The organism is Streptomyces globisporus, assembly GCF_003501885.1.
GTDB lineage: Bacteria > Actinomycetota > Actinomycetes > Streptomycetales > Streptomycetaceae > Streptomyces > Streptomyces globisporus_D.
In genome coordinates this window covers 29,976-50,321 of the sequence record NZ_QWFA01000004.1, presented here as the reverse complement: position 1 = coordinate 50,321, position 20,346 = coordinate 29,976, and the positions used below count along the sequence as shown (strand labels likewise).

The window sequence follows — 20,346 nt, the reverse complement described above, 5'->3', positions numbered from 1 at the left end:
CCCCTACTTTCCGAAGCCGAAGGAGTCCGAGCCCTGGACCTTGGAGCGCAGGCGCTTGCCCTTCTCCGTGGCCTGGGCGTTCAGTTCCTGCAGGAACTCGCCCATCCGCTCCTGGAGCGCAGGGTCGGACGCGGCCAGGATGCGGGCGGCCAGCAGGCCCGCGTTGCGCGCTCCGCCGACGGAGACGGTGGCGACGGGCACACCCGCGGGCATCTGGACGATGGAGAGCAGGCTGTCCATGCCGTCCAGGTACTTCAGCGGCACGGGAACGCCGATGACCGGCAGGGGGGTGACCGAGGCCAGCATCCCGGGCAGGTGGGCGGCTCCGCCCGCGCCCGCGATGACCGCCTTCAGGCCGCGGCCCGCGGCCTCCTCGCCGTACGCGATCATCTCGCGCGGCATCCGGTGGGCGGAGACGACGTCGACCTCGTACGGGATCTCGAACTCGTCGAGCGCCTTGGCCGCCGCCTCCATGACGGGCCAGTCGGAGTCCGAGCCCATCACGATGCCGACGAGAGGGGCGACGGGGGATCCGGTGCCGGGGGAAGTCATTCGGTGATCGTTCCTCGCAGGTAGTCGGCCGCGTGCCGGGCGCGCTCCCGCACGTCCGCCAGATCGTCGCCGTAGGTGTTGACGTGTCCGACCTTGCGGCCGGGCTTCACGTCCTTGCCGTACATGTGGATCTTGAGCTGCGGGTCACGGGCCATGCAGTGCAGGTACGCCTGGTACATGTCCGGGAAGTCGCCGCCGAGGACGTTGCACATGACCGTCCAGGGCGCGCGGGGGCGCGGGTCGCCGAGCGGGAGGTCGAGGACCGCCCGGACGTGGTTGGCGAACTGCGAGGTGATCGCGCCGTCCTGGGTCCAGTGGCCGGAGTTGTGCGGGCGCATCGCCAGCTCGTTGACGAGAATGCGGCCGTCACGCGTCTCGAACAGCTCGACGGCGAGGTGGCCGACGACGTCCAGCTCGGCGGCGATGCGCAGCGCGAGCTGCTGGGCCTCCCCGGCCAGCTCCTCGGAGAGGTCCGGGGCGGGGGCGATCACCGTGTCGCAGACACCGTCGACCTGGATGGACTCGACGACCGGGTAGGCGACGGCCTGGCCGTGCGGCGAACGGACGATGTTGGCCGCCAGCTCCCGTACGAAGTCGACCTTCTCCTCCGCGAGGACCGGGACCCCGGCCCGGAACGGGTCGGCGGCGTCCGCCTCGGAGCGGACCACCCACACGCCCTTGCCGTCGTACCCGCCGCGCACGGTCTTGAGGATGACGGGGAAGCCGCCGGCCTCCTCGGCGAACGCGGCGGCGTCGGCCGGGTCGCTCACGATGCGGTTACGGGGGCAGGGGGCGCCGATCTCCGCGAGCCTGGCGCGCATCACCCCCTTGTCCTGGGCGTGGACCAGGGCATCGGGGCCGGGGCGCACGGGGATGCCGTCCGCCTCCAGGGCGCGCAGATGCTCGGTCGGCACATGCTCGTGATCGAAGGTGATCACGTCGCAGCCGCGCGCGAAGGCGCGCAGGGTGTCCAGGTCGCGATAGTCGCCGATGACGACCTCGCTCACCACCTGGGCCGCCGAGTCCTGGGGAGTGTCACTGAGCAGCTTGAATTTCAGGCCGAGGGGGATACCCGCCTCGTGGGTCATGCGGGCGAGCTGACCGCCGCCGACCATGCCGACTACCGGGAACGTCACGCCTCCAGGGTATCCGCCACGCCGGTGGTTCCCGGACGGCCGTACGGATGGCCGTACCTCCGCCGCCCCCGCGGACTCACGGGCGTCACACGGGTGGGCTGGTTAGCATGGCCGGGTTGACGGAACCGTCGACGCCATCGAACGGACGGACTGAGCTCACCATGAGCGAACGGGGCGCACTGCGGGCTCGGCTTGATCTGCTGGCCCGGGAGGTCGCCAAGTTCGGCGCGGTCGGCGCGGTGGGACTGCTGGTCAACATCGCCGTCTTCAATCTGCTGCGGCACACCACCGACCTCCAGGTCGTCCGGGCAAGCGTGCTGGCGACCTTCGTCGCCATCCTCTGCAACTACGTGGGCTTCCGCTACTGGACCTACCGGGACCGGGACAAGACCGGCCGGACCCGCGAGCTGACGCTCTTCCTTCTGTTCAGCGCGGCGGGTGCGGTGATCGAGAACGGTGTGCTGTACCTGGCGACGTACGGCTTCGACTGGAACAGCCCGGTCCAGAGCAACGTCTTCAAGATCCTGGGCATCGGGATCGCGACCCTCTTCCGCTTCTGGTCCTACCGGACGTGGGTCTTCAAGGCCCTCCCCGCCGAGCCCTCTCCCGCCGAGGAGGCCGCACGCCCTGCGGAGCGGTTTCTGGAACAGCGACGGCCGACGGAGACGGTAGAGCCCGACCCCGTACGGAACTGACCCGTCCCGTCTCCCGTACGGAACTGACGCGCCGCGTTTGTCGTTGTTCAGCGCACCGGACGCTCAGGGGCCCTGCGGTCGACCGGAACGCGGCTGAGGAAGAGCGCGAAGACCGCCGGGTGCTGCTGGAGCAGCTCCAGCCGCCCGCCGTCCGCCTCCGCGAGGTCGCGGGCGACGGCCAGGCCGATACCGGTGGAGTTGCGGCCGCTGATGGCCCGCTCGAAGATCCGCGCCCCCAGTTCGGCGGGGACGCCGGGTCCCTCGTCGGTGGCCTCGACGACCACCTGGTTGCCGGTGACCCGGGTGCGCAGGGCGACGGTGCCGCCGCCGTGCATGAGGGAGTTCTCGATCAGCGCCGCCAGGACCTGGGCGACCGCGCCCGGGGTGCCGACGGCCCGCAGCCCGTGCTTGCCGGAGCAGACGAGGGCCCGGCCCGTGGAGCGGTAGGCGGGGCGCCACTCCTCGATCTGCTGCTTGATGACCTCGTCGAGGTCGAAGACGACGGCGGAGCCGGTGCGCGGGTCGCGGGAGTTCGTCAGGAGCCGCTCGACGACGTCGGTGAGACGCTCGACCTGGGTGAGGGCGATGTTCGCCTCCTCCTTGACCGTCTCGGGGTCGTCGGTGACCGAGATCTCCTCGATCCGCATGGAGAGCGCGGTCAGCGGGGTCCGCAGCTGGTGCGAGGCGTCCGCGGCCAGCCGGCGCTCGGCGGTCAGCATCCGGGCGATCCGCTCGGCCGAGGAGTCCAGGACGTCGGCGACCCGGTCCAGCTCGGGTACCCCGTACCGCTTGTGGCGCGGGCGGGGGTCCCCGGAGCCGAGGCGTTCGGCGGTCTCGGCGAGGTCGGTGAGCGGGGAGGCCAGCCGGTTGGCCTGGCGTACGGCGAGGAGCACGGCCGAGATGATCGCCAGCAGCGCCACCGCGCCGATGATCAGGAGCGTGCGCCCGACCTCGCGGGTGACGGACGAGCGGGACTCCTCGACGGTGACCTTCTCGCCCCCCTCCCCGGTCTCGGTGGCGCGCAGGACACTGCCGGTGGGGCGGTCACCGACGGAGATGGGCTCGCGGCCGGGGATCTCGATCAGCGCGAACCGGTCCGGGTCGATCTGCTCGGCCAGCACGCCGGAGTTGATCGTCTCCTCCCCCAGCAGCCGGCTCTCGACCACGCTGATCAGCCGGAGCGCCTCGGACTCGACGCTCTCCTGGGCGCTGGCGCTGATGGTGCGGGTCTCCACGATCACCAGCGAGACGCCGAAGACGGCGATGACGACGAGCACCACGGCGAGCGTGGAGTTGATCAGCCGGCGGCGCATGCCCGCCGCCTCAGGGGGCCGTCGGGACGGTTCTCAGGGCGCATGGGAGCTTCGTACGTCAGCTCTTCTCGAACCGGAAGCCGACGCCCCGGACGGTGGCGATGTAGCGCGGATTGGCGGCGTCGTCGCCGAGCTTCTTGCGCAGCCAGGAGATGTGCATGTCGAGGGTCTTGGTGGAGGACCACCATGTGGTGTCCCAGACCTCGCGCATCAGCTGGTCGCGGGTGACGACCCGGCCGGCGTCCCGGACGAGGACCCGCAGCAGGTCGAACTCCTTGGCGGTGAGCTGGAGTTCCTCCTCGCCCATCCAGGCGCGGTGCGACTCGACGTCGATCCTGACGCCGTGGGTGGCGGGCTGCGGCACGGGCTCGGAGGCGCCGCGGCGCAGCAGGGCACGGACCCGGGCGAGCAGCTCGGCGAGCCGGAACGGCTTGGTGACGTAGTCGTCGGCGCCCGCGTCCAGGCCGACGACCGTGTCGACCTCGTCCGCGCGGGCCGTCAGCACCAGGATCGGGATGGCGTGGCCGCCGGCCCGGAGCCTGCGGGCCACTTCGAGACCGTCCATCCCGGGCAGCCCCAGGTCGAGCACGACCAGGTCGATACCGCCCTGAAGTCCGGCGTCGAGCGCGGTCGGACCGTCCTGGCGGACCTCGACCTCGTAACCCTCCCGACGCAGTGCGCGGGCCAGTGGCTCCGAGATGGATGCGTCGTCCTCGGCGAGCAGTACACGGGTCATGGACTGATGGTAGTCCGGCCGGGGGCCCCGGAGTGAGGCCCACGACGTCGCCTGCGGGTCAGCGCCACAAAGAGGACGGGGACCTTTGAATGTGGGAGTCTGGTTCCGTCAGGACCTGTGATCCATCTCTCAAGTCCTTCCATATCCCGCCGTGTCGTGTCGTATGGTGTCCCGACGCCTGTTGCACTACTCAAGGACCTTTGGGCAGCCATGAGCGCCAAGGGTCCCTTTTGTGTGCGGGGCCGGTTCCCGCCGGCCCGCTCTGAGTGAATGACCTGTGAGCCGGGCCCGGAGCGCGAGGACGCGCCCCGGGTGTGGATCCCGACGCGGTTCTTCCCCGCTCCACCGCCGAGCCCCCGCCAGGAGCCCGGCCGCACGGAGCACGTCCCCCTCAGGCGTGGGGACGGGGCACGCCGCGCCGGTGCCGGCTGCCCCCCACCGGGCGCGTTCCGCTCACGAGGCGGCGCGTCCCGACCAGCAAGGATCGACCATGGCGTCCAGCCTGACGAAGGACTCGCCGAGTTCCGGCGAGAAGACCTTCTTCGGCCACCCCCGCGGTATGGCCACCCTGTTCATGACGGAGATGTGGGAACGCTTCTCCTTCTACGGGATGCGCGCCATCCTCACCCTGTACTTGGTGGCCGCGGTGCTCGACGGCCCCCTGGAGGGCCGGGAGGCGCTCGCCGCCTCCATCTACGGTGTTTACAACGCCGTCGTCTACATGGCCGCGATGCCCGGCGGCTGGGTCGCCGACCGTCTCTGGGGCGCCCGCAAGGCCGTCCTGGTCGGTGGGATCATCATCGCCCTGGGCCACTTCGCGCTCGCGCTGCCGAGTGACATCACGTTCTTCTTCGGCCTGGCGCTGATCGCCGTCGGTACGGGCCTGCTCAAGCCGAACATCTCGGCGATGGTGGGCGGCCTCTACGAGGGCCAGACGAGCGCGCGCCGCGACGCCGGCTTCACCCTCTTCTACATGGCGATCAACATCGGTGGCTTCGCCGCCCCGCTGCTGGTCGGCTACCTCGGCGAGCACGTCAACTGGCACCTCGGCTTCGGTGTCGCCGGTGTCGGAATGACCCTCGCCGTCATCCAGTACGTCCTCGGCTCCAAGCACCTCGGGGACATCGGCAAGCTGCCCGCGAAGCCCATCTCCCCCGAGGAGCGGCGGCGTACGCTGCGCAAGGTGGCCCTGTGGTCCGGCATCGCAGTTGCCGCGCTGCTGATCGACCTGGCGCTGGGCACGTACGACATCGAGCACATCGTCAACGTCCTGGCCGTACTGGGCGTCGTCGTGCCGATCGTCTACTTCATCACCATCTTCCGTGACCCTGCGCTGACGGCGGAGGACCGCCCGAAGATCAAGGCGTACGTGTGGTTCTTCATCACCGCCGTGCTGTTCTGGATGATCTATGACCAGTCCGGCTCGCTGCTGACGATCTTCGCGGACAACAAGACGGACCGCTTCATCGGCGGCTGGGAGTTCCCGGCCTCGTGGCTGCAGTCGGTCAACCCGGCGCTGGTCATCATCCTGGCCCCGCTCTTCGCGACGCTCTGGGTCAAGCTGGCCACGCGCAACCGTGAGCCCAGCACCCCGATGAAGTTCGCCCTGGCGATGCTCCTCATCGGCGGCTCCTTCGGCATCATGGGCCTGGCGGGCGCCGCCGCAGCCAACAGCGACACGGGCAAGGTCACCGTGTTCTGGCTGCTCGCGGTCTACCTGGCGCAGACCATGGGCGAGATGTGCCTCTCCCCGGTCGGCCTGTCCCTCTCCACGAAGCTGGCGCCGAAGATGTTCGTGGGCCAGATCATGGGTCTGTGGTTCCTGGCCACCTCGACGGGCAACGCCCTGAACGGCTGGACCACCAAGCTCAACGCGCCGCTGGGCGACGCCGCGTACTACACGTTGCAGGCGGTCGTGGCGGTGGCCGCGGGTATCGCCTTCATGGTGGCGGGCCGCAAGATCCGCGCCCTGATGGGTGGCGTGAAGTAACTCCCCGCAGGGGACGTGACTACGGCAGTGGGGCCGCACGAGAGCTTCTCGTGCGGCCCCACTGCCGTTTGCCGTCGGGCGGATGTATCCGGGGCGCGACTACTTCTTGGTCTCGACCTTGACGCTGCGCAGGAAGCTGCTGAACCCGCACTTCACCGAGGACTTCTCGCCGGGCTTCTTCCAGTCGCCGAACACCGTCCACGGGATGGTGTGCTCGGCGCCCCGGCCGCGCACGACGTCGCACACGAGCACGGCGCGGTGCTTCTTGACGGCCTTCCCCTTGGACGACTTCTTACAGGACGACGTCGAGACCGGACGCCCCAGCGAGAGGCTGGGCGTGGCCTTGCAGGTGTACTTCGCACCGGCCGCGGCGGCGGGCGCCGCAGTCGCGAGCGACAGTCCGGACGTCATCAGGAGGCCGGCGAGCACGCCCGTCGCAGCCTTCTTCCCCCAGTTCACCTTCATGATGTTCCTCTTCTCCACCGGTGCGGGTCCGGCGGGTGGTCAAGCCTGCCGGTGAGCGCCGCACCCAGATTATTCCCTTCGCTCCTGCGAAGGGGCACCTGAGGAACCTAGCCTTCTCGATCTTGTACGAGCAAGGTGAGGCGGGCGATTTGAGCTAGTTCTGAGCCTGGACCGAGAACGGCCCGGTCCAGGCTCGTGGCACCCGCTCAGCGCATGCCGCGCAGCTTCCGCCACGGGTCAGCGCAGGCCGCGCAGCTTCCGCCACGGGGTGAACGTGAACACCGCGCCGCCCAGCAGGATCGCCGTGCCGGCGACCAGGCCGAGTGCCCTCAGCGCACCGCCGTCCTCGGCCCCGGTGGCGGCCAGGCCGCCGCCCGAGTCCGTGCCGCCGCCGGACGCCGCGGCTCCGCCGGAGCCCGCAGCCCCGCCGCTGCCGCCGGACGCGCCGCCCGGCTGGGCGGATGTGTCCAGCTCCAGGGAGACGGCCACACCGGCGGGCGGGGTGCAGGTGGTCGTCGTACCGGCGGCCATCACCGTCAGGACGCCGGGGCTGAGCGTGGACTTCCCGCTCGCGCCGGGCTTGTACGTGCCGGTGAGATCCGGGATCTCGATCGGGGCGCCGGTCTTGATGACCTCCTTGTTCAGCGGCCCCTCGACCTTGACCGTGCCCTGGTCCGCCCCGCCGAGCCTGACCTCCATGGACGGCTTGACCTGGTTGGCCGGGATGTCGATCGGACTGTCCATCACGGACTTGCTGAACTTCACCGTCAGGGCGTAGTCGCCGCCGCTCTTCTTGGCGCTGATGCGGACCGGTGAGGTGGCGTTCTTGTCCCCGATGGGGGTCTTGCACGCGTAGGCGACGGACACCTCCTTGCCGGGGAAGTCGGTCTCGCCGCCTCCGCCGCCGGTGCTTCCGCCGTCGCCGCCCCCGGACGTGGTTCCGCCGGAGTCCGTGCCTCCGGTGGTCGCGCCGCCGGTGGTCGTGCCGCCCGTCGTCGTACCGCCGGAGGTGGTGCCTCCGGTGGTCGTGCCGCCCGTCGTCGTACCGCCGGAGGTGGTGCCTCCGGTGGTGGAGCCGCCGCCCTCGGTGACCTTGATCGTGGCGCCCGGCCGCACCTCCTCCTTCGGCGCGCACTTGGTGTCCGTGGAGATCGGCTTGGACACGTTGATGTTGTACGCGCCCGGGGTCAGCGTGATCTCCCCGGCCTTCTCCAGCTTCAGCGTGCCCTTCATGTCGGGCAGCACCATCGGGCTGTTCTTGGGGATCGGCGGGTTCTGCCGGGGGCCCTCCAGCTTCAGTTCGCCGCTCGCCGCGCCGCCCAGGGTGACGGTTCCGGTCGGCTTGACCGTGTCCGCCCCCAGGTCCAGCACGTCCGGGTTCTTGGACGCGGCCTCGACCGTCTTCCAGACGACCTCGATCTCGTCGCCCACCTTCGCCTCGGCCGGAGCAGTCAGCTCCACCTTCGTGGTGCCCTGCACGGCGGGCAGTCCCGAGATCGGCGGCGGGACGCACTCCGTCGCGTAACTGACCTCGGCGGCCTGGGCCGGGCTCGCGGCCATCAGGATGCCCGCGCCGCCGAGCATCAGCGCGACTCCTGCCGCGCTCATCCTCCGTTGCGTTCTCACGCTTGTCCCTTCGTCGTGGGTCGGGGTCGGTTCTCTGACGGTGCGGAATCCGGGGTGAACCACGGCAGCACGGCCGTGGTCGCGTTCGTGTTCGTCTTCGCCTTCGTCCTCGCGGTGGCGGTGGGGGTCGCGGTCGGCCTCCGCATGCGGTGCGCGCCGGCGGGGCGGGGCCGGACCTTGTCCACGACCGCCATGCCGAAACGGAAGACCGCCGCCGGAACGACCAGGCAGAGCAGGACCCAGAAGAGCGTGACGCCCCAGGGTCGGCCCACCCCCCACGGCTGCTCGGCCAGCACCTTGTCCCCGTACCGCAGGGAGACCTGGTAGTCGCCGTGCGCGCCCGCGGACAGCTCGACCGGCAGCTCGATCCGCGCCCTGCCGCCGGGCGCGACCGTGCCGCGCCACTGGCGTTCCTCCCACTGCGGCGCGTAGACGCCGTGCGCGGTGCCGATCTCGAAGACGGGGTCCTCAACCGGGTCCGACCCGAGATTGCCCACGGTGAGGACGAGCCGGCGGGCGGGCGGGGCCCCGAACCAGGTGAGCAAGGAGCTGTCGCCCTCCAGGCGGGTGGTGGCCAGCACGGCGAGCTTCCCGTCGCCGCCCTGGCGCGGCAGATCCGCGGTGGGATGGCCCGCCACCGTGAACACCGCGTCGGCCAGAGCCTGTTCACCCGTCACCGGGGCGACGTGCACCACGCAGGGGCACGGTTTCGGCGGTTCGGTCACCGGCAGCTTCTTGCTGAAGGCGCCCTTCTTGTCGGTCGTGACGGCGCGGCCGTCGGCGTTGGCGCAGGAGTTGGTGCCGCCGATGACGCCCCGCTCCGGCGTGGACTGACCGCAGATCAGCAGCATCAGCAGCGCGTCGGGCCGCCAGCCGCTGCCCCTGACGGTGATCTCCCCGCCCTTGCCCGCCTCCTTCTTGGACAGGCTGACGGCGGGGTCGCCGTCGGCCGCCCACGCGTCCGGCGCGCTCAGGACGAACAGGGCGGACAGGAAGGCGAGGAGGGCCAGGAGGGCGGTCAGGGGAAGGGGGCCGGTCGGCCGGGTCGGGCGAGGGGCTTTGGGTCCGAGCTGCCGCGTCACGTTCTCGCTCCCGCCTTCAGCAACGGTTCGATGGCCGCCGGGGGTTGTTCGTCGACCGGGGGCTGCTCCTCGGCCGGAGGCGGCTGCGGGGCCGCGCGCCCGCTGCGCCGTCTTCGATACGCGCCGGAGGCGAGCGCGGCCAAGCCGCCGAGGACCAGCAGCCCGGCGCCGACGGCCGGAGCTACCGGCAGGTACGTCGCCGATGCCTCGGCCTCGTCCCGGACACCCCCCGACGCGGTGACCCGCAGCCGTACGGTGACCGCGTCCAGGGCCGGCGCGTCGGGCCAGGGTTCGGTCCGCTCGACCCTCCGGCCGGGGGCCAGCTCCAGCGGCAGAGGCCGTTCCGGGCGGTCCAGCAGGGTGCCGAACACCCCCTCGGCGCGCACCGCCAGCCAGGGCCTCAGCATCGCGTTGCCCCGGTTGACCAGGGCGTACCGGATGGTCCCGCCGGACACCTCGACGTCCTCGACGCCGAGCGCCGCCAGCGTCGGGCCGACGGTCCGGACCCGGACCGGCACGCGGATCTCCTCGCCCCCGCCGGTGGCCACGGCCTCCCCGGCGGCGTCGCCGGGCACCGCGTTGTGCGGCACCGTGAGGGCGAGCGGTACTTCGGCGCGGGTCCGGGCCGGGACGGTGACCGTGTCCTCGGCGAACCTGATCCAGGCCCCGGCCCGGCCGTCGCCCCGGAGCCGTACGGTCAGCGGGGCCCGGCCGGAGTTGGTCACCGCGAGCCGGTCCTGGAGGACCGTGCCGGGGGTGCCCTCCAGATAGACGTACGGCCGGGCGTCCCGGTCGGCGCCTCCGCCGGCGGGCCGGGCCGTCCAGTCGGCCGGTCCGTCGTCGGCGGCGGCCGGGGGCGCGAGCCCGCACAGCAGCGCGGCGAGCGCAGCCGTGAGGACGGGCAGCGCCAGGCGGCGGCGCGGGGTAGGTGGCGACATGGGCGGCTCCTTTGCCTTCCGGCGGCGATGGCGCTGCCGTGCGGGCCGTGATCAGCCTGCGGAGCGCTGTCCGCGCCGGGTCAGCCAGAGCACTCCGGCCACTCCGGTCAGCAGCACGGTGCCGCCGAGCGTGCCGAGCGCCGCCGCCGAGTCCAGCGGGCCGGTACGGGGCAGTTCGCCACCGTCCGAAGCACCTCCCGAGGCACCGCCGGTGGAGCCGCCGGTCGAACCCCCGGTGGAGCCACCGCCCGACGAACCGCCCGCCCCCTGGACGTCGAGTTCGAGGGACGGGCCGGGGCTGTTCTTGGGCGTACAGGTGGTGGTCGTGCCGAGGGCCTTGATGGTGAGCACCCCGGCGGTGAAGGTGACCTTGCCGCTCTTCTTCGGGGTGTACGTCCCCGACAAGTCACTGATTTTGATAGGGGTGTTGGCCGGAATCGCCTCGGCGTTGGCCGGGCCGGAGACCTGGACCTCGCCCGTCTCCGCACCGCCCAGTTCGATCACGGCACTCGGGTTCATGGCCCCCTTCCCCAGCTCGACCGGGCTGGAGGAGACGCCCTTCTGGAAGGACATGGTGAGCTTGTAGCCACCGCCGCTCTTGACGCTCTTGATGTCGATGGGCGAGACCGCCCCTTTGGGCCCGATGGGCGTCACACACTGGTAGTTGACGTCCACGACCTCGGCGTACGCGGCGGGCGCGCCCGTCACCACGATCGAGCCCGCCAGCGCGGCCGCCAGCGCGAGAGTTGTCCGCTTGTGGTTCGGCACCTCGTGTTCCCCTCTTGCCGGACGCCGCCGCGCGCCACGAACCGTACGGGCACACATCGCTGACGGCACATCAGATTGGGCGCTCAAGGTACGCCCGGGTCCTGATGGAGGGAAGACAAAGAGCGCGCCGATCCGGCGCGCTCTTTTCGTGCGGTAGAGAGGGTTGCGGCTAGGCGGGAGCGGCGAGCTCCGCCCAGACGGTCTTGCCCGGGGCCTCCGGCGTACGCAGCACGCCCCAGTCGAGGCAGAGGCGCTGCACGATGAACATGCCGTGGCCCCCGGGTCGGCCGGCGCGGTGCGGCGTACGGGGTGCGGGCTGTCCTGCGCCCCGGTCGACGACCTCCACCCGCAGCCCCTTGGGGGTGCGGCCGATGCGGAGCTCCTCAGGTCCCTCCGCGTGCAGGCAGGCGTTGGTCACCAGCTCGGAGACGACCAGCAGGACGTCCTCGGCGGCGGCCCTGCGGTCCGCGGTGGACGCGGGGAGCCAGCCCCAGTCGTGCAGCGCCTGCCGGGCGAAGTCCCGGGCCGTCGGAACGATGCCGCTGGCCTGCGCGAGCGAGAGCGTGCGCCACTGCCGCTCGGCCGGGACGGGCGAGGCTGCGCCCGCTTCGTCCGGCTCGCGACCGAGGTCGCCCGGCGGATGCTGCCGGGTGGTGCTCATCAGCGCTTCACCTCACCGATTCGCCATGTCGCCATGTCGCCATGTCGCCGTTGAACAGATAGTGATCAGTTACCGAGTGTGCCGGAGCCCTTGCGGGGCACCGCCGGGGTGTCTCCTGCCCTGCCATGTCGCAACAACACCCACTTGAGGCACACGATCGCGTGACACAGCCGACATCAGGGATGTCCGCGGTCGCACGGCCGTGCCGGGTCAGGTGGCCAGGGCCTCTTCGAGCGTGGCGTGGACGGTGAAGACCGCCTCCGCGCCGGTGATCTCGAACACCCTCGCCACGACGGGCAGCATTCCGGCCAGATGGACGCCACCCCCGGCCGCCTCCGCCTTGAGGCGGGCGCCGAGCAGCACGTTCAGCCCGGTGGAATCGCAGAAATCCAGACGGGAGCAGTCGACCACCAGGCGTGACCGCCCCTGCTCGACCGCATTCTCCAGAGGCTCGCGCAGCAGATCCGCGGTGTGGTGATCGAGCTCACCCACCGGGGTCACCACCTCGCTGCGCCCCTCGGTCCGGGCCTCGACCTGAAGCCGACCCCGGTTCGCACTGCCGACCGTCCCGCGGTCCATGCCTGTCCCTCTTCGCCGTTCGTCACTGTGCGCGTCACTGCCTGTGCGGCTGATGCGTAGCTGCCGCCGACGTGCGTAAAACAGTACGCGTTCCGCACGCCACACGGTAGTCGGAGACCTCAACAAACCGGACATATAGCGGCAATTGGCGCTTGTCACTGCTGGTCAAGACCGGGTATGGGTAGAGGGACACCAGAAATGCGACCGGCTTTGGAGGCGCCGCTTCACCGCAGGAACACGTATGGGCATCGGCAGCCATATGCCGAGAACGATGGAGGAGAACCATGTCACCCCGGCTCGACGTAGCGCGTACCCAGAACGCGTCGTCGGCATGTCCTCAGGGACCGACCAATTCCGACTCCCCCGCCGCGAGCGCCGTCCCCGGCCCGCGCACCAGCACGAACAGCACCACCGGCACCACCAGCACCACCTCAGACTTCTCCGGCGCTTCCGGCGAGGGCCTCGAAGGGCTCGAAGGGCTTCCCGAGATCCCGCCCTACGCCGAAGTGGGCGCTCTGGACGCCAGGGCCCTGTCGAAGACGCTCTTCGAGCGGCTGGAGTCCCTCGAAGAGGGCACCCACGAGTACAGCTACGTCCGTAACACCCTCGTCGAGCTGAACCTCGCGCTCGTCAAGTTCGCCGCCTCCCGGTTCCGCTCCCGCAGCGAGCCGATGGAGGACATCGTCCAGGTCGGCACCATCGGCCTGATCAAGGCGATCGACCGGTTCGAACTGAGCCGCGGTGTGGAGTTCCCGACCTTCGCGATGCCGACGATCGTCGGCGAGATCAAGCGCTTCTTCCGTGACACCAGCTGGTCGGTGCGCGTACCGCGCCGGCTCCAGGAGCTGCGGCTCGACCTGGCGAAGGCGGGCGACGAGCTCTCCCAGCAGCTGGACCGCGCGCCCACCGTGGCGGAGCTGTCCGAGCGTCTCGGCATCACCCCGGACGAGGTCGTCGAGGGCATGTCCGCGAGCAACGCGTACACCGCGAGCTCGCTGGACGCCAAGCCCGAGGAGGACGACGGCGAGGGCGCCCTCGCGGACCGCATCGGCTACGAGGACCACGGCCTCGAAGGCATCGAGTACGTCGAGTCGCTGAAGCCGCTGATCGCCTCGCTGCCCGCCCGGGACCGGATGATCCTCTCGCTCCGCTTCGTCAGCAACATGACGCAGTCGGAGATCGGCGAGGAGCTGAACATCTCGCAGATGCACGTCTCCCGGCTGCTCTCCCGCACGCTGACCAAGCTCCGCAAGGGTCTGACCCTGGAGGAGTGACCACCTCACCCGGCCCGCAGCCCCGCCACGGGGCCCGGGAGCCGTGGAGCACCGCGGAAGGACCCGCCCCGGATCGCCGGGAGCGGGTCCTTCCGCGTGTGGGGCGGTGCGGAGCCGGGTCCGGGGTCGGCGTACTCATCCACGATGAGTACGCCACCGCAGGCGGCCGGTGGCCGCGGGCTCCTAGCGTTTCGATCATGAATGCGTCCCGGCCCCGTCCCTGGTACCGCACGGCACCCCGTCGGCGTCTCCTGCGCCGTCCTCCCGCATCCCGCTCCGCCCGCGCCCTCTGCGCGGCGCTTCTCGTGGCGGCGACCGTCGCCGCGCTCGCCTGGTTGTGGTACGGGACGCCGTATCCGAAGTCCGACCCCGACCGCATCGCCGCCCAGCTCAAGGACCAGGCCCGGCGCGCCTACGACGAGGCAGCGCTGCCCGGCCGACCAGAGGTGGAGCGCGGCCGGGTGGAGACGGGGACGTGCTACTACCGAGGGCTGCGGAGCCTGGCCCACATCGACCGGGGCCGGTCGGACGTCAGGAGCTTCCGCCTCGCCTGGCAGGTGAGGGCGGTCCCGGAGGACGTCGCCCGGTCGGGCCTGCAGCGGATGCGGGCGCGGCTGGAACGCGAGGGCTGGACCTCCGTCGGCAGCGGCGTGGACCGGCCCGGCTTCCGCTTCCGGAACCCGGGCGCCGGGGACGACGGCGAGCACGTGGAGCACGTGGACGCGCGCTGGTACCGGGAGACGGGAACGTACGCCGTCAGCGCCTACGCGGGCTGCGGGAAGCTTCCCGACGGCTTCTACGAGTACACCTGGCCGGAGCGCGACTGGGCCCCGGCGGCAGTTCCCGGGGCGCCCGTCACACCACCCGCTGCCCGCTCCGCCACACCGCGCTGACCAGCGGGACGCCCGGGCGGTAGGCGAGGTGGACGTGGCTCGGGGCGTCGAGGAGGACCAGGTCGGCGCGGGCGCCGGGGGTGATGCGGCCGATGTCGGTACGGCGCAGGGCCGCGGCTCCGCCCGCGGTGGCTGACCAGATCGCCTCGTCCGGGGTCATCCCCATGTCGCGTACGGCCAGCGCGACGCAGAACGGCATGGACGAGGTGAACGACGAGCCGGGATTGCAGTCCGTGGAGAGCGCGACGGTGGCCCCGGCGTCGAGGAGGCGGCGGGCGTCGGGCCAGGTGGCGCGGGTGGAGAACTCCGCGCCGGGGAGGAGGGTGGCCACCGTGTTGCCCTGGCCGAGCGCGTCGACGTCCGCGTCGGTGAGGTGGGTGCAGTGGTCGGCCGACGCGGCGTCGAGCTCGACGGCGAGCTGGACACCGGGGCCGTAACTGAGCTGGTTGGCGTGGACGCGCGGGTGCAGTCCCTCGGCGAGGCCCGCCGTGAGGATGGCGCGGGCCTGGTCACCGTCGAAGGCGCCCTGCTCGCAGAACACGTCGATCCAGCGGGCGTGCGGGGCGCAGGCCTCCAGCATCGGGCCGGTGACCAGGTCGACGTATCCGGCGGGGTCGTCGGCGTAGTCGGGGGACACGATGTGGGCGCCGAGGTAGGTGACCTCGTCGGTGTGACGGCCCGCGATGCGCAGGGCGCGGGCCTCGTCCTCGACGGTGAGGCCGTAGCCGGACTTGGTCTCGAAGGTGGTGGTGCCCTGCCGCAGGGCCTCGGCGAGGTAGCGGGCGACGTTGGCGGACAGCTCCTCGTCGGTTGCGGCCCGGGTGGCGGCGACGGTGGTGCGAATGCCGCCCGCGCGGTAGGGCTGCCCGGACATGCGGGCGTTGAACTCCTGGGTGCGGTCGCCCGCGAAGACCAGGTGGGAGTGGGAGTCGACGAAGCCCGGGATCACCGCGCGGCCGGCCGCGTCGAGGACGTTGTCAGTGGCGGGTGCTTTGCTGGATTCACCGGTCCAGACGATGCGGTCGCCCTCGATGACGACGGCCGCGTCCTGGATCAGGCCCAGGGGGGTCCCGTTGCCGAGGGAGGGGTCATTGGTGACCAGGCTGGCGATGTGGGTGAGGGCGGTGGTCGTCATCGTGAGGCTGTTCTCCTTGCGTTCCACGAGCGCCCGGAGCGTCGGTCGCGGGAGTGCGGGTCGCTCCGGGCGTCCGGTGTGGCGGACGGGGCGTGGGGCGGTCAGCCGTGCAGGGCGGCGATGGCTGTGGCGAGGGCCCGGGGCACGTCCTCGACCTGGGTGTGACGGCCGTCCCGGACGATGTGCCGCCCCGCCACGACCGTGTGCCGCACATCAGCGGCGGAGGCGGCGAATACGGCGGTCTCCGCTGCAAGTCGGGGTGCCGGTCCTGCCGTCCTGACGGAGTCCAGGGCGACGGTGGTCAGATCGGCGGGGGCGCCCGGCTCCAGCACGCCCGCGTCGGGGCGGCCCAGTGCGGCGTGCCCGTCGGCGGAGGCGGCCCGGAGCAGGGCGGCGGCGGTCCAGTGGCCCCGGACGTGGGTGCGCAGCCGCTCGTTGAGCTCCATCGCCCGCGCCTCTTCGAAGAGGTCGATGACGGCGTGGCTGTCGCTGCCCAGCGAGAGCGGCGAGCCCGCCTTCTGGAGGGCGGTGGCGGGTCCGATGCCGTCGGCCAGGTCGCGTTCGGTGGTGGGGCACATGCAGGTGCCCGTGGCCGAGGAGCCCAGCAGCTCGATGTCCGCCTCGGTCAGGTGCGTGTTGTGGATGCCGGTGGTGCGCGGGCCGAGGACCCCGTGGTCGGCCAGCAGCCGGGTGGGGGTGCGGCCGTGGGCGGCCCGGCAGGCGTCGTTCTCCGCCGTCTGCTCGGACAGGTGGACGTGCAGAGGGGCCTCCCGCTCCTCGGCCCACTGCGCCACGGTGGCCAGTTGGTCCGCCGGGACCGCGCGGACGGAGTGGATCGCCGCGCCGATGAGCGTGTGGTCGTCGCCCTTGAGGAGAGAGGCGCGCTCCGCCCAGGCCTCGGCGGTGGTGTCGGAGAAGCGCAGCTGGTGCCGGTTGGGCCGCTCGCCGAATCCGGCGGCGAGATAGGCGGTGTCCAGCAGGGTGATCCGGATCCCGGCCTCGGCGGCGGCAGCGATGAGCGCCTCGCCCATGGCGTTCGGGTTCGCGTAGGGGGTGCCGCCGGGGGCGTGGTGCAGATAGTGGAATTCGCCGACGGAGGTGATGCCGGCCAGGGCCATTTCGGCGTACGTGGCTCGGGCCAGGTCGAAGTAGGTGTCCGGGGTGAGCCCGGCCGCCGTGCGGTACATCAGCTCGCGCCAGGTCCAGAAGGTCCCGGTGCCCACCTGGACGGTGGCGCGCAGGGCCCGGTGGAAGGCGTGGGAGTGGGTGTTGGCGAGGCCGGGCAGCGTCAGGCCTCGCAGCGCCGTCGCACCGGGCGGCGGTGTCTCGACCCCGGTCCTGATCCCGGCGATGCGGCCGTCCGCGACGTCCAGCGTGACGCCCGGCTCGACGTGCGTGCCGAGCCAGGCGTGGTCCATCCAGTAGGTCGCGGTGACGGGCGCGCCCGCCGTCCGTTGTGTCAGCTGCACGCGAGACCTTCCAGTACGTCGGCGAGTGCCTGGACCCCGGCCGTGCAGTCGTCCTCGTCGGCGTGCTCGGCGGGTGAGTGCGAGATGCCGGTGGGGTTCCGTACGAAGAGCATGGCGGTGGGGACCGAGGCGGACAAAATACCCGCATCGTGGCCCGCGCCGGTGCCGAGGACGGGCACGGGGCGTCCCGTGTCGCCGGCGCCTTCGAGGATCTTGGCCAGCTCGTCGCGCAGGGCGTGCTCGAACTCGACGACGGGGGTGAACGATTCGCATACGACGTCGAGGTCGATCCCGGCCCGCTCGGCGTACTCCCGGGCGGCGCGCTCGACGCCGGTGACGACGGCGTCCAGGGTGGCCTGGTCGGCGGCGCGGGAGTCGAGCCAGCCGCGCACGAGGGAAGGGATGGCGTTGACCCCGTTGGGCTCGACCGCGATCTTGCCGAACGTGGCGAGGGCACCGGTCAGTTCGGCCTCGCGGCGGGCGGCGAGCACGGTCTCGGCGTACGTGAGCATCGGGTCGCGGCGGTCGACGAGCCGGGTGGTGCCCGCGTGGTTGGCCTCGCCCCGGAAGTCGAACCGCCAGCGGCCGTGCGGCCAGATGGCGGAGGCGATGCCGACGGGGTCGCCGGTCAGGTCGAGGGCGCGGCCCTGCTCGACGTGGAGTTCGACGAACGCGCCGATCCGGGCGAGCCGTTCCGGGTCGGGGCCGAGTGTCCCGGGGTCGTATCCGGCCGCCTCCATGGCGGCGGGCAGAGTGGCTCCGTCCGCGTCCCTCAGGCGGTGGGCGTCGGCGACGGTGAGCTGTCCGGCGGCGAGCCGGGACCCGACGCAGGCCAGTCCGAAGCGGGCGCCCTCCTCGTCACCGAAGTTGGTGACGGCCAGCGGGCGGGTGAACTCCACTCCCCTGCGGTGGAGTTCGTCGAGCGCGGCGAAGGAGGACACCACGCCGAGCGGGCCGTCGAAGGCCCCGCCGTCCGGGACGGAGTCCAGATGGGAGCCGGTGACGACGGTGTCCCCGGCCAGGGGGTCGCCGAGCCAGGCCCACTGGTTGCCGTTGCGGTCGGTCTCGTAGGTGAGCCCGCGCGCCTCGGCCTGCGCGCGGAACCAGGCCCGGCAGTCGAGGTCGGCCGCCGACCAGGCGTAGCGCCGGTAGCCGCCGCTGTCGGGGTGGCGTCCGACGGGACCCAGCTCCCGCCACATCGCGAGGAAGGAGTCACCGGCACGCCACGGCTGCCGTCCCGGACCGGGCGGGGTGGGCCCGGCCGCACCGGCCGGGCCCTGCCCCGAGGTGCCCGTGGGCATCAGTTGTCCTCCGTCATGGGTACGCGCACGCCCTTGTCCGCGGCGACGGACTCCGCGATGTCGTAGCCCGCGTCGACGTGGCGGATGACGCCCATGCCGGGGTCGTTCGTCAGGACGCGGCGGATCTTCTCGCCGGCCAGCTTCGTGCCGTCCGCGACGGATACCTGGCCCGCGTGGATGGAGCGGCCCATGCCGACGCCACCGCCGTGGTGGAGGGAGACCCAGGAGGCGCCGGAGGCGACGTTGACCATGGCGTTGAGCAGCGGCCAGTCGGCGATGGCGTCGGAGCCGTCGAGCATGGCCTCGGTCTCGCGGTACGGGGAGGCGACCGAGCCGCAGTCGAGGTGGTCGCGGCCGATGGCCAGCGGGGCGGCCAGTTCGCCGCTCGCGACCATGTCGTTGAAGCGCTCGCCGGCCTTGTCGCGCTCGCCATAGCCGAGCCAGCAGATACGGGCGGGCAGGCCCTGGAAGTGGACGCGCTCGCCGGCCATCTTGATCCAGCGGTGCAGCGACTCGTTCTCCGGGAAGAGGTCCAGGATCGCCTTGTCCGTCTTGTGGATGTCGGAGGCCTCGCCGGAGAGGGCCGCCCAGCGGAAGGGGCCCTTGCCCTCGCAGAAGAGGGGGCGGATGTAGGCGGGGACGAAGCCGGGGAAGTCGAAGGCGCGGTCGTACCCGGCGAGCTGGGCCTCGCCGCGGATGGAGTTGCCGTAGTCGAAGACCTCGGCGCCGGCGTCCATGAAGCCGACCATGGCCTCGACATGGCGGGCCATCGACTCGCGGGCGCGCTGGGTGAAGTCGGCGGGCTTCTCGGCGGCGAGGGTGGCCATGTCGTCGAATTCGACGCCGAGCGGCAGGTAGGCCAGCGGGTCGTGGGCGCTGGTCTGGTCGGTGACGATGTCGACCGGCGCGCCCTCGGCGAGCATCCGGGGCAGCAGCTCGGCCGCGTTGCCGAGGAGGCCGATGGAGAGAGGCTTCCGCTGGTCACGGGCTTCGACGGCGAGCTGGAGGGCGTGTTCCAGGCTGTCGGCCTTCACGTCCAGGTAGCGGTGCTCGATGCGGCGCTCGATGGCGCGCGGGTCGACGTCGATACAGATCGCGACGCCGTCGTTCATGGTGACGGCGAGCGGCTGGGCGCCGCCCATGCCGCCGAGACCGGCGGTCAGGGTGATCGTCCCGGCCAGCGTCCCGCCGAACTTCTTCGCGGCGACGGCGGCGAAGGTCTCGTAGGTGCCCTGGAGGATGCCCTGGGTGCCGATGTAGATCCAGGACCCGGCGGTCATCTGGCCGTACATGGTCAGGCCCAGCTGCTCCAGGCGGCGGAACTCCTCCCAGTTGGCCCAGTCGCCGACCAGGTTGGAGTTGGCGATGAGCACGCGCGGCGCCCACTCGTGGGTCTGCATGACGCCGACCGGCCGCCCGGACTGGACGAGCATCGTCTCGTCCTGCTTGAGCGTCTGCAGCGTGCGGACCATCGCGTCGAACGAGCGCCAGTCGCGGGCCGCCTTGCCGGTGCCGCCGTAGACGACGAGCTTGTCGGGGTGCTCGGCGACCTCGGGGTCGAGGTTGTTCTGCAGCATGCGCAGGGCGGCTTCCTGCTGCCATCCCAGGGCGGTCAGTGCGCTGCCGCGCGGTGCCCGTACGGGGCGGGGTCCTGACATGGCGGTGCCTCCTCGCGACGGTGGAAATCTATTCACATCCTGCTGCTCTGAATAGTCGTAGTCAACAGGTGCGGT

Annotated in this window: 19 protein-coding genes; 4 read left to right on the top strand and 15 right to left on the bottom strand. The window is 71.6% G+C overall.

Going from position 1 to position 20,346, the window contains the following annotated elements; genetic code table 11:
* Positions 1-3: 3 nt before the first annotated feature.
* Positions 4-552 (bottom strand): 5-(carboxyamino)imidazole ribonucleotide mutase, encoded by a 549-nt coding sequence (gene purE, locus D3105_RS01635; RefSeq protein WP_118899234.1) that lies wholly within the window; start codon positions 550-552, stop codon positions 4-6.
* Positions 549-1,688: a 5-(carboxyamino)imidazole ribonucleotide synthase gene (locus D3105_RS01630; protein WP_118899232.1), complete on the bottom strand. Its 1,140-nt coding sequence runs from the start codon at positions 1,686-1,688 to the stop codon at positions 549-551. Before D3105_RS01630 ends, purE begins: the two co-directional genes overlap by 4 nt.
* A 161-nt stretch (positions 1,689-1,849) precedes the next feature.
* On the opposite strand from D3105_RS01630, the gene D3105_RS01625 reads away from it, so the two are divergent.
* On the top strand, positions 1,850-2,383 hold the full coding sequence (locus D3105_RS01625) for a GtrA family protein (RefSeq protein WP_097974537.1): 534 nt from the start codon (positions 1,850-1,852) through the stop codon (positions 2,381-2,383).
* A 47-nt stretch (positions 2,384-2,430) separates the two neighbouring features.
* Here D3105_RS01625 and D3105_RS01620 read toward each other — a convergent pair whose 3' ends face one another.
* Both D3105_RS01620 and D3105_RS01615 read right to left on the bottom strand, forming a co-directional pair.
* Entirely contained in the window at positions 2,431-3,696 is a 1,266-nt protein-coding gene (locus D3105_RS01620) for an ATP-binding protein (protein WP_118899230.1), read from the bottom strand.
* Positions 3,697-3,754: 58 nt separating this feature from the next.
* Positions 3,755-4,432 (bottom strand): response regulator transcription factor, encoded by a 678-nt coding sequence (locus tag D3105_RS01615; protein WP_118899228.1) that lies wholly within the window; start codon positions 4,430-4,432, stop codon positions 3,755-3,757.
* 490 nt (positions 4,433-4,922) lie between these two features.
* Between D3105_RS01615 and D3105_RS01610 the strand changes: the two genes are divergently transcribed.
* Complete coding sequence (locus D3105_RS01610; protein ID WP_118899226.1) at positions 4,923-6,422, top strand: peptide MFS transporter; 1,500 nt, start codon at positions 4,923-4,925, stop codon at positions 6,420-6,422.
* A gap of 99 nt (positions 6,423-6,521) precedes the next feature.
* Here D3105_RS01610 and D3105_RS01605 read toward each other — a convergent pair whose 3' ends face one another.
* The 7 genes from D3105_RS01605 to D3105_RS01575 form a co-directional block, all read right to left on the bottom strand.
* Positions 6,522-6,887 carry a hypothetical protein gene (locus tag D3105_RS01605; protein ID WP_123947557.1) on the bottom strand — a complete coding sequence of 122 codons (366 nt, stop codon included), beginning with the start codon at positions 6,885-6,887 and terminating at the stop codon, positions 6,522-6,524.
* Between the two features lie 237 nt (positions 6,888-7,124).
* Positions 7,125-8,495, bottom strand: coding sequence for a hypothetical protein (locus D3105_RS01600; RefSeq protein ID WP_118899217.1), 1,371 nt, complete (start codon positions 8,493-8,495; stop codon positions 7,125-7,127).
* 14 nt (positions 8,496-8,509) lie between these two features.
* The gene (locus tag D3105_RS01595; protein ID WP_118899216.1) at positions 8,510-9,595 is read right to left on the bottom strand and encodes a hypothetical protein; all 1,086 of its coding nucleotides are present in this window, start codon (positions 9,593-9,595) and stop codon (positions 8,510-8,512) included.
* Positions 9,592-10,533 carry a hypothetical protein gene (locus D3105_RS01590; RefSeq protein ID WP_118899215.1) on the bottom strand — a complete coding sequence of 314 codons (942 nt, stop codon included), beginning with the start codon at positions 10,531-10,533 and terminating at the stop codon, positions 9,592-9,594. The genes D3105_RS01595 and D3105_RS01590 overlap by 4 nt, the downstream gene beginning before the upstream one ends.
* A 51-nt stretch (positions 10,534-10,584) precedes the next feature.
* Positions 10,585-11,301, bottom strand: a complete 717-nt coding sequence (locus D3105_RS34415; protein WP_165890944.1) for a peptidase — start codon at positions 11,299-11,301, stop codon at positions 10,585-10,587.
* Between the two features lie 169 nt (positions 11,302-11,470).
* Positions 11,471-11,962 carry an ATP-binding protein gene (locus D3105_RS01580; protein ID WP_118899213.1) on the bottom strand — a complete coding sequence of 164 codons (492 nt, stop codon included), beginning with the start codon at positions 11,960-11,962 and terminating at the stop codon, positions 11,471-11,473.
* A 210-nt stretch (positions 11,963-12,172) separates the two neighbouring features.
* Positions 12,173-12,541 carry an STAS domain-containing protein gene (locus D3105_RS01575; RefSeq protein ID WP_118899212.1) on the bottom strand — a complete coding sequence of 123 codons (369 nt, stop codon included), beginning with the start codon at positions 12,539-12,541 and terminating at the stop codon, positions 12,173-12,175.
* A gap of 284 nt (positions 12,542-12,825) precedes the next feature.
* Between D3105_RS01575 and D3105_RS01570 the strand changes: the two genes are divergently transcribed.
* Positions 12,826-13,815 (top strand): RNA polymerase sigma factor SigF, encoded by a 990-nt coding sequence (locus D3105_RS01570; RefSeq protein ID WP_118899211.1) that lies wholly within the window; start codon positions 12,826-12,828, stop codon positions 13,813-13,815.
* Positions 13,816-14,012: 197 nt separating this feature from the next.
* Positions 14,013-14,708, top strand: coding sequence for a hypothetical protein (locus D3105_RS01565; protein ID WP_118899210.1), 696 nt, complete (start codon positions 14,013-14,015; stop codon positions 14,706-14,708).
* Here D3105_RS01565 and hutI read toward each other — a convergent pair.
* The 4 genes from hutI to hutU all read right to left on the bottom strand — a co-directional run bounded on the left by hutI (position 14,671) and on the right by hutU (position 20,271).
* Complete coding sequence (gene hutI, locus D3105_RS01560; protein ID WP_118899265.1) at positions 14,671-15,843, bottom strand: imidazolonepropionase; 1,173 nt, start codon at positions 15,841-15,843, stop codon at positions 14,671-14,673. The genes D3105_RS01565 and hutI overlap by 38 nt on opposite strands.
* Positions 15,844-15,944: 101 nt before the next feature.
* Complete coding sequence (locus D3105_RS01555) at positions 15,945-17,312, bottom strand: formimidoylglutamate deiminase (RefSeq protein ID WP_118899209.1); 1,368 nt, start codon at positions 17,310-17,312, stop codon at positions 15,945-15,947.
* Complete coding sequence (locus tag D3105_RS01550) at positions 17,303-18,613, bottom strand: allantoate amidohydrolase (protein ID WP_118899208.1); 1,311 nt, start codon at positions 18,611-18,613, stop codon at positions 17,303-17,305. The genes D3105_RS01555 and D3105_RS01550 overlap by 10 nt, the downstream gene beginning before the upstream one ends.
* The gene (hutU, locus tag D3105_RS01545) at positions 18,613-20,271 is read right to left on the bottom strand and encodes a urocanate hydratase (protein WP_118899207.1); all 1,659 of its coding nucleotides are present in this window, start codon (positions 20,269-20,271) and stop codon (positions 18,613-18,615) included. Before hutU ends, D3105_RS01550 begins: the two co-directional genes overlap by 1 nt.
* Between the last annotated feature and the right edge of the window lie 75 nt (positions 20,272-20,346).

Coding starts and splice junctions, on each gene's coding strand:
- purE (WP_118899234.1), bottom strand. CDS start 552: ATGACTTCCCCCGGCACCGGATCCCCCGTCGCCCCTCTCGTCGGCATC.
- D3105_RS01625 (WP_097974537.1), top strand. CDS start 1,850: ATGAGCGAACGGGGCGCACTGCGGGCTCGGCTTGATCTGCTGGCCCGG.
- D3105_RS01620 (WP_118899230.1), bottom strand. CDS start 3,696: ATGCGCCGCCGGCTGATCAACTCCACGCTCGCCGTGGTGCTCGTCGTC.
- D3105_RS01615 (WP_118899228.1), bottom strand. CDS start 4,432: ATGACCCGTGTACTGCTCGCCGAGGACGACGCATCCATCTCGGAGCCA.
- D3105_RS01610 (WP_118899226.1), top strand. CDS start 4,923: ATGGCGTCCAGCCTGACGAAGGACTCGCCGAGTTCCGGCGAGAAGACC.
- D3105_RS01605 (WP_123947557.1), bottom strand. CDS start 6,887: ATGAAGGTGAACTGGGGGAAGAAGGCTGCGACGGGCGTGCTCGCCGGC.
- D3105_RS01600 (WP_118899217.1), bottom strand. CDS start 8,495: ATGAGCGCGGCAGGAGTCGCGCTGATGCTCGGCGGCGCGGGCATCCTG.
- D3105_RS01590 (WP_118899215.1), bottom strand. CDS start 10,533: ATGTCGCCACCTACCCCGCGCCGCCGCCTGGCGCTGCCCGTCCTCACG.
- D3105_RS01580 (WP_118899213.1), bottom strand. CDS start 11,962: ATGAGCACCACCCGGCAGCATCCGCCGGGCGACCTCGGTCGCGAGCCG.
- D3105_RS01575 (WP_118899212.1), bottom strand. CDS start 12,541: ATGGACCGCGGGACGGTCGGCAGTGCGAACCGGGGTCGGCTTCAGGTC.
- D3105_RS01570 (WP_118899211.1), top strand. CDS start 12,826: ATGTCACCCCGGCTCGACGTAGCGCGTACCCAGAACGCGTCGTCGGCA.
- D3105_RS01565 (WP_118899210.1), top strand. CDS start 14,013: ATGAATGCGTCCCGGCCCCGTCCCTGGTACCGCACGGCACCCCGTCGG.
- hutI (WP_118899265.1), bottom strand. CDS start 15,843: ATGACGACCACCGCCCTCACCCACATCGCCAGCCTGGTCACCAATGAC.
- D3105_RS01550 (WP_118899208.1), bottom strand. CDS start 18,613: ATGCCCACGGGCACCTCGGGGCAGGGCCCGGCCGGTGCGGCCGGGCCC.
- hutU (WP_118899207.1), bottom strand. CDS start 20,271: ATGTCAGGACCCCGCCCCGTACGGGCACCGCGCGGCAGCGCACTGACC.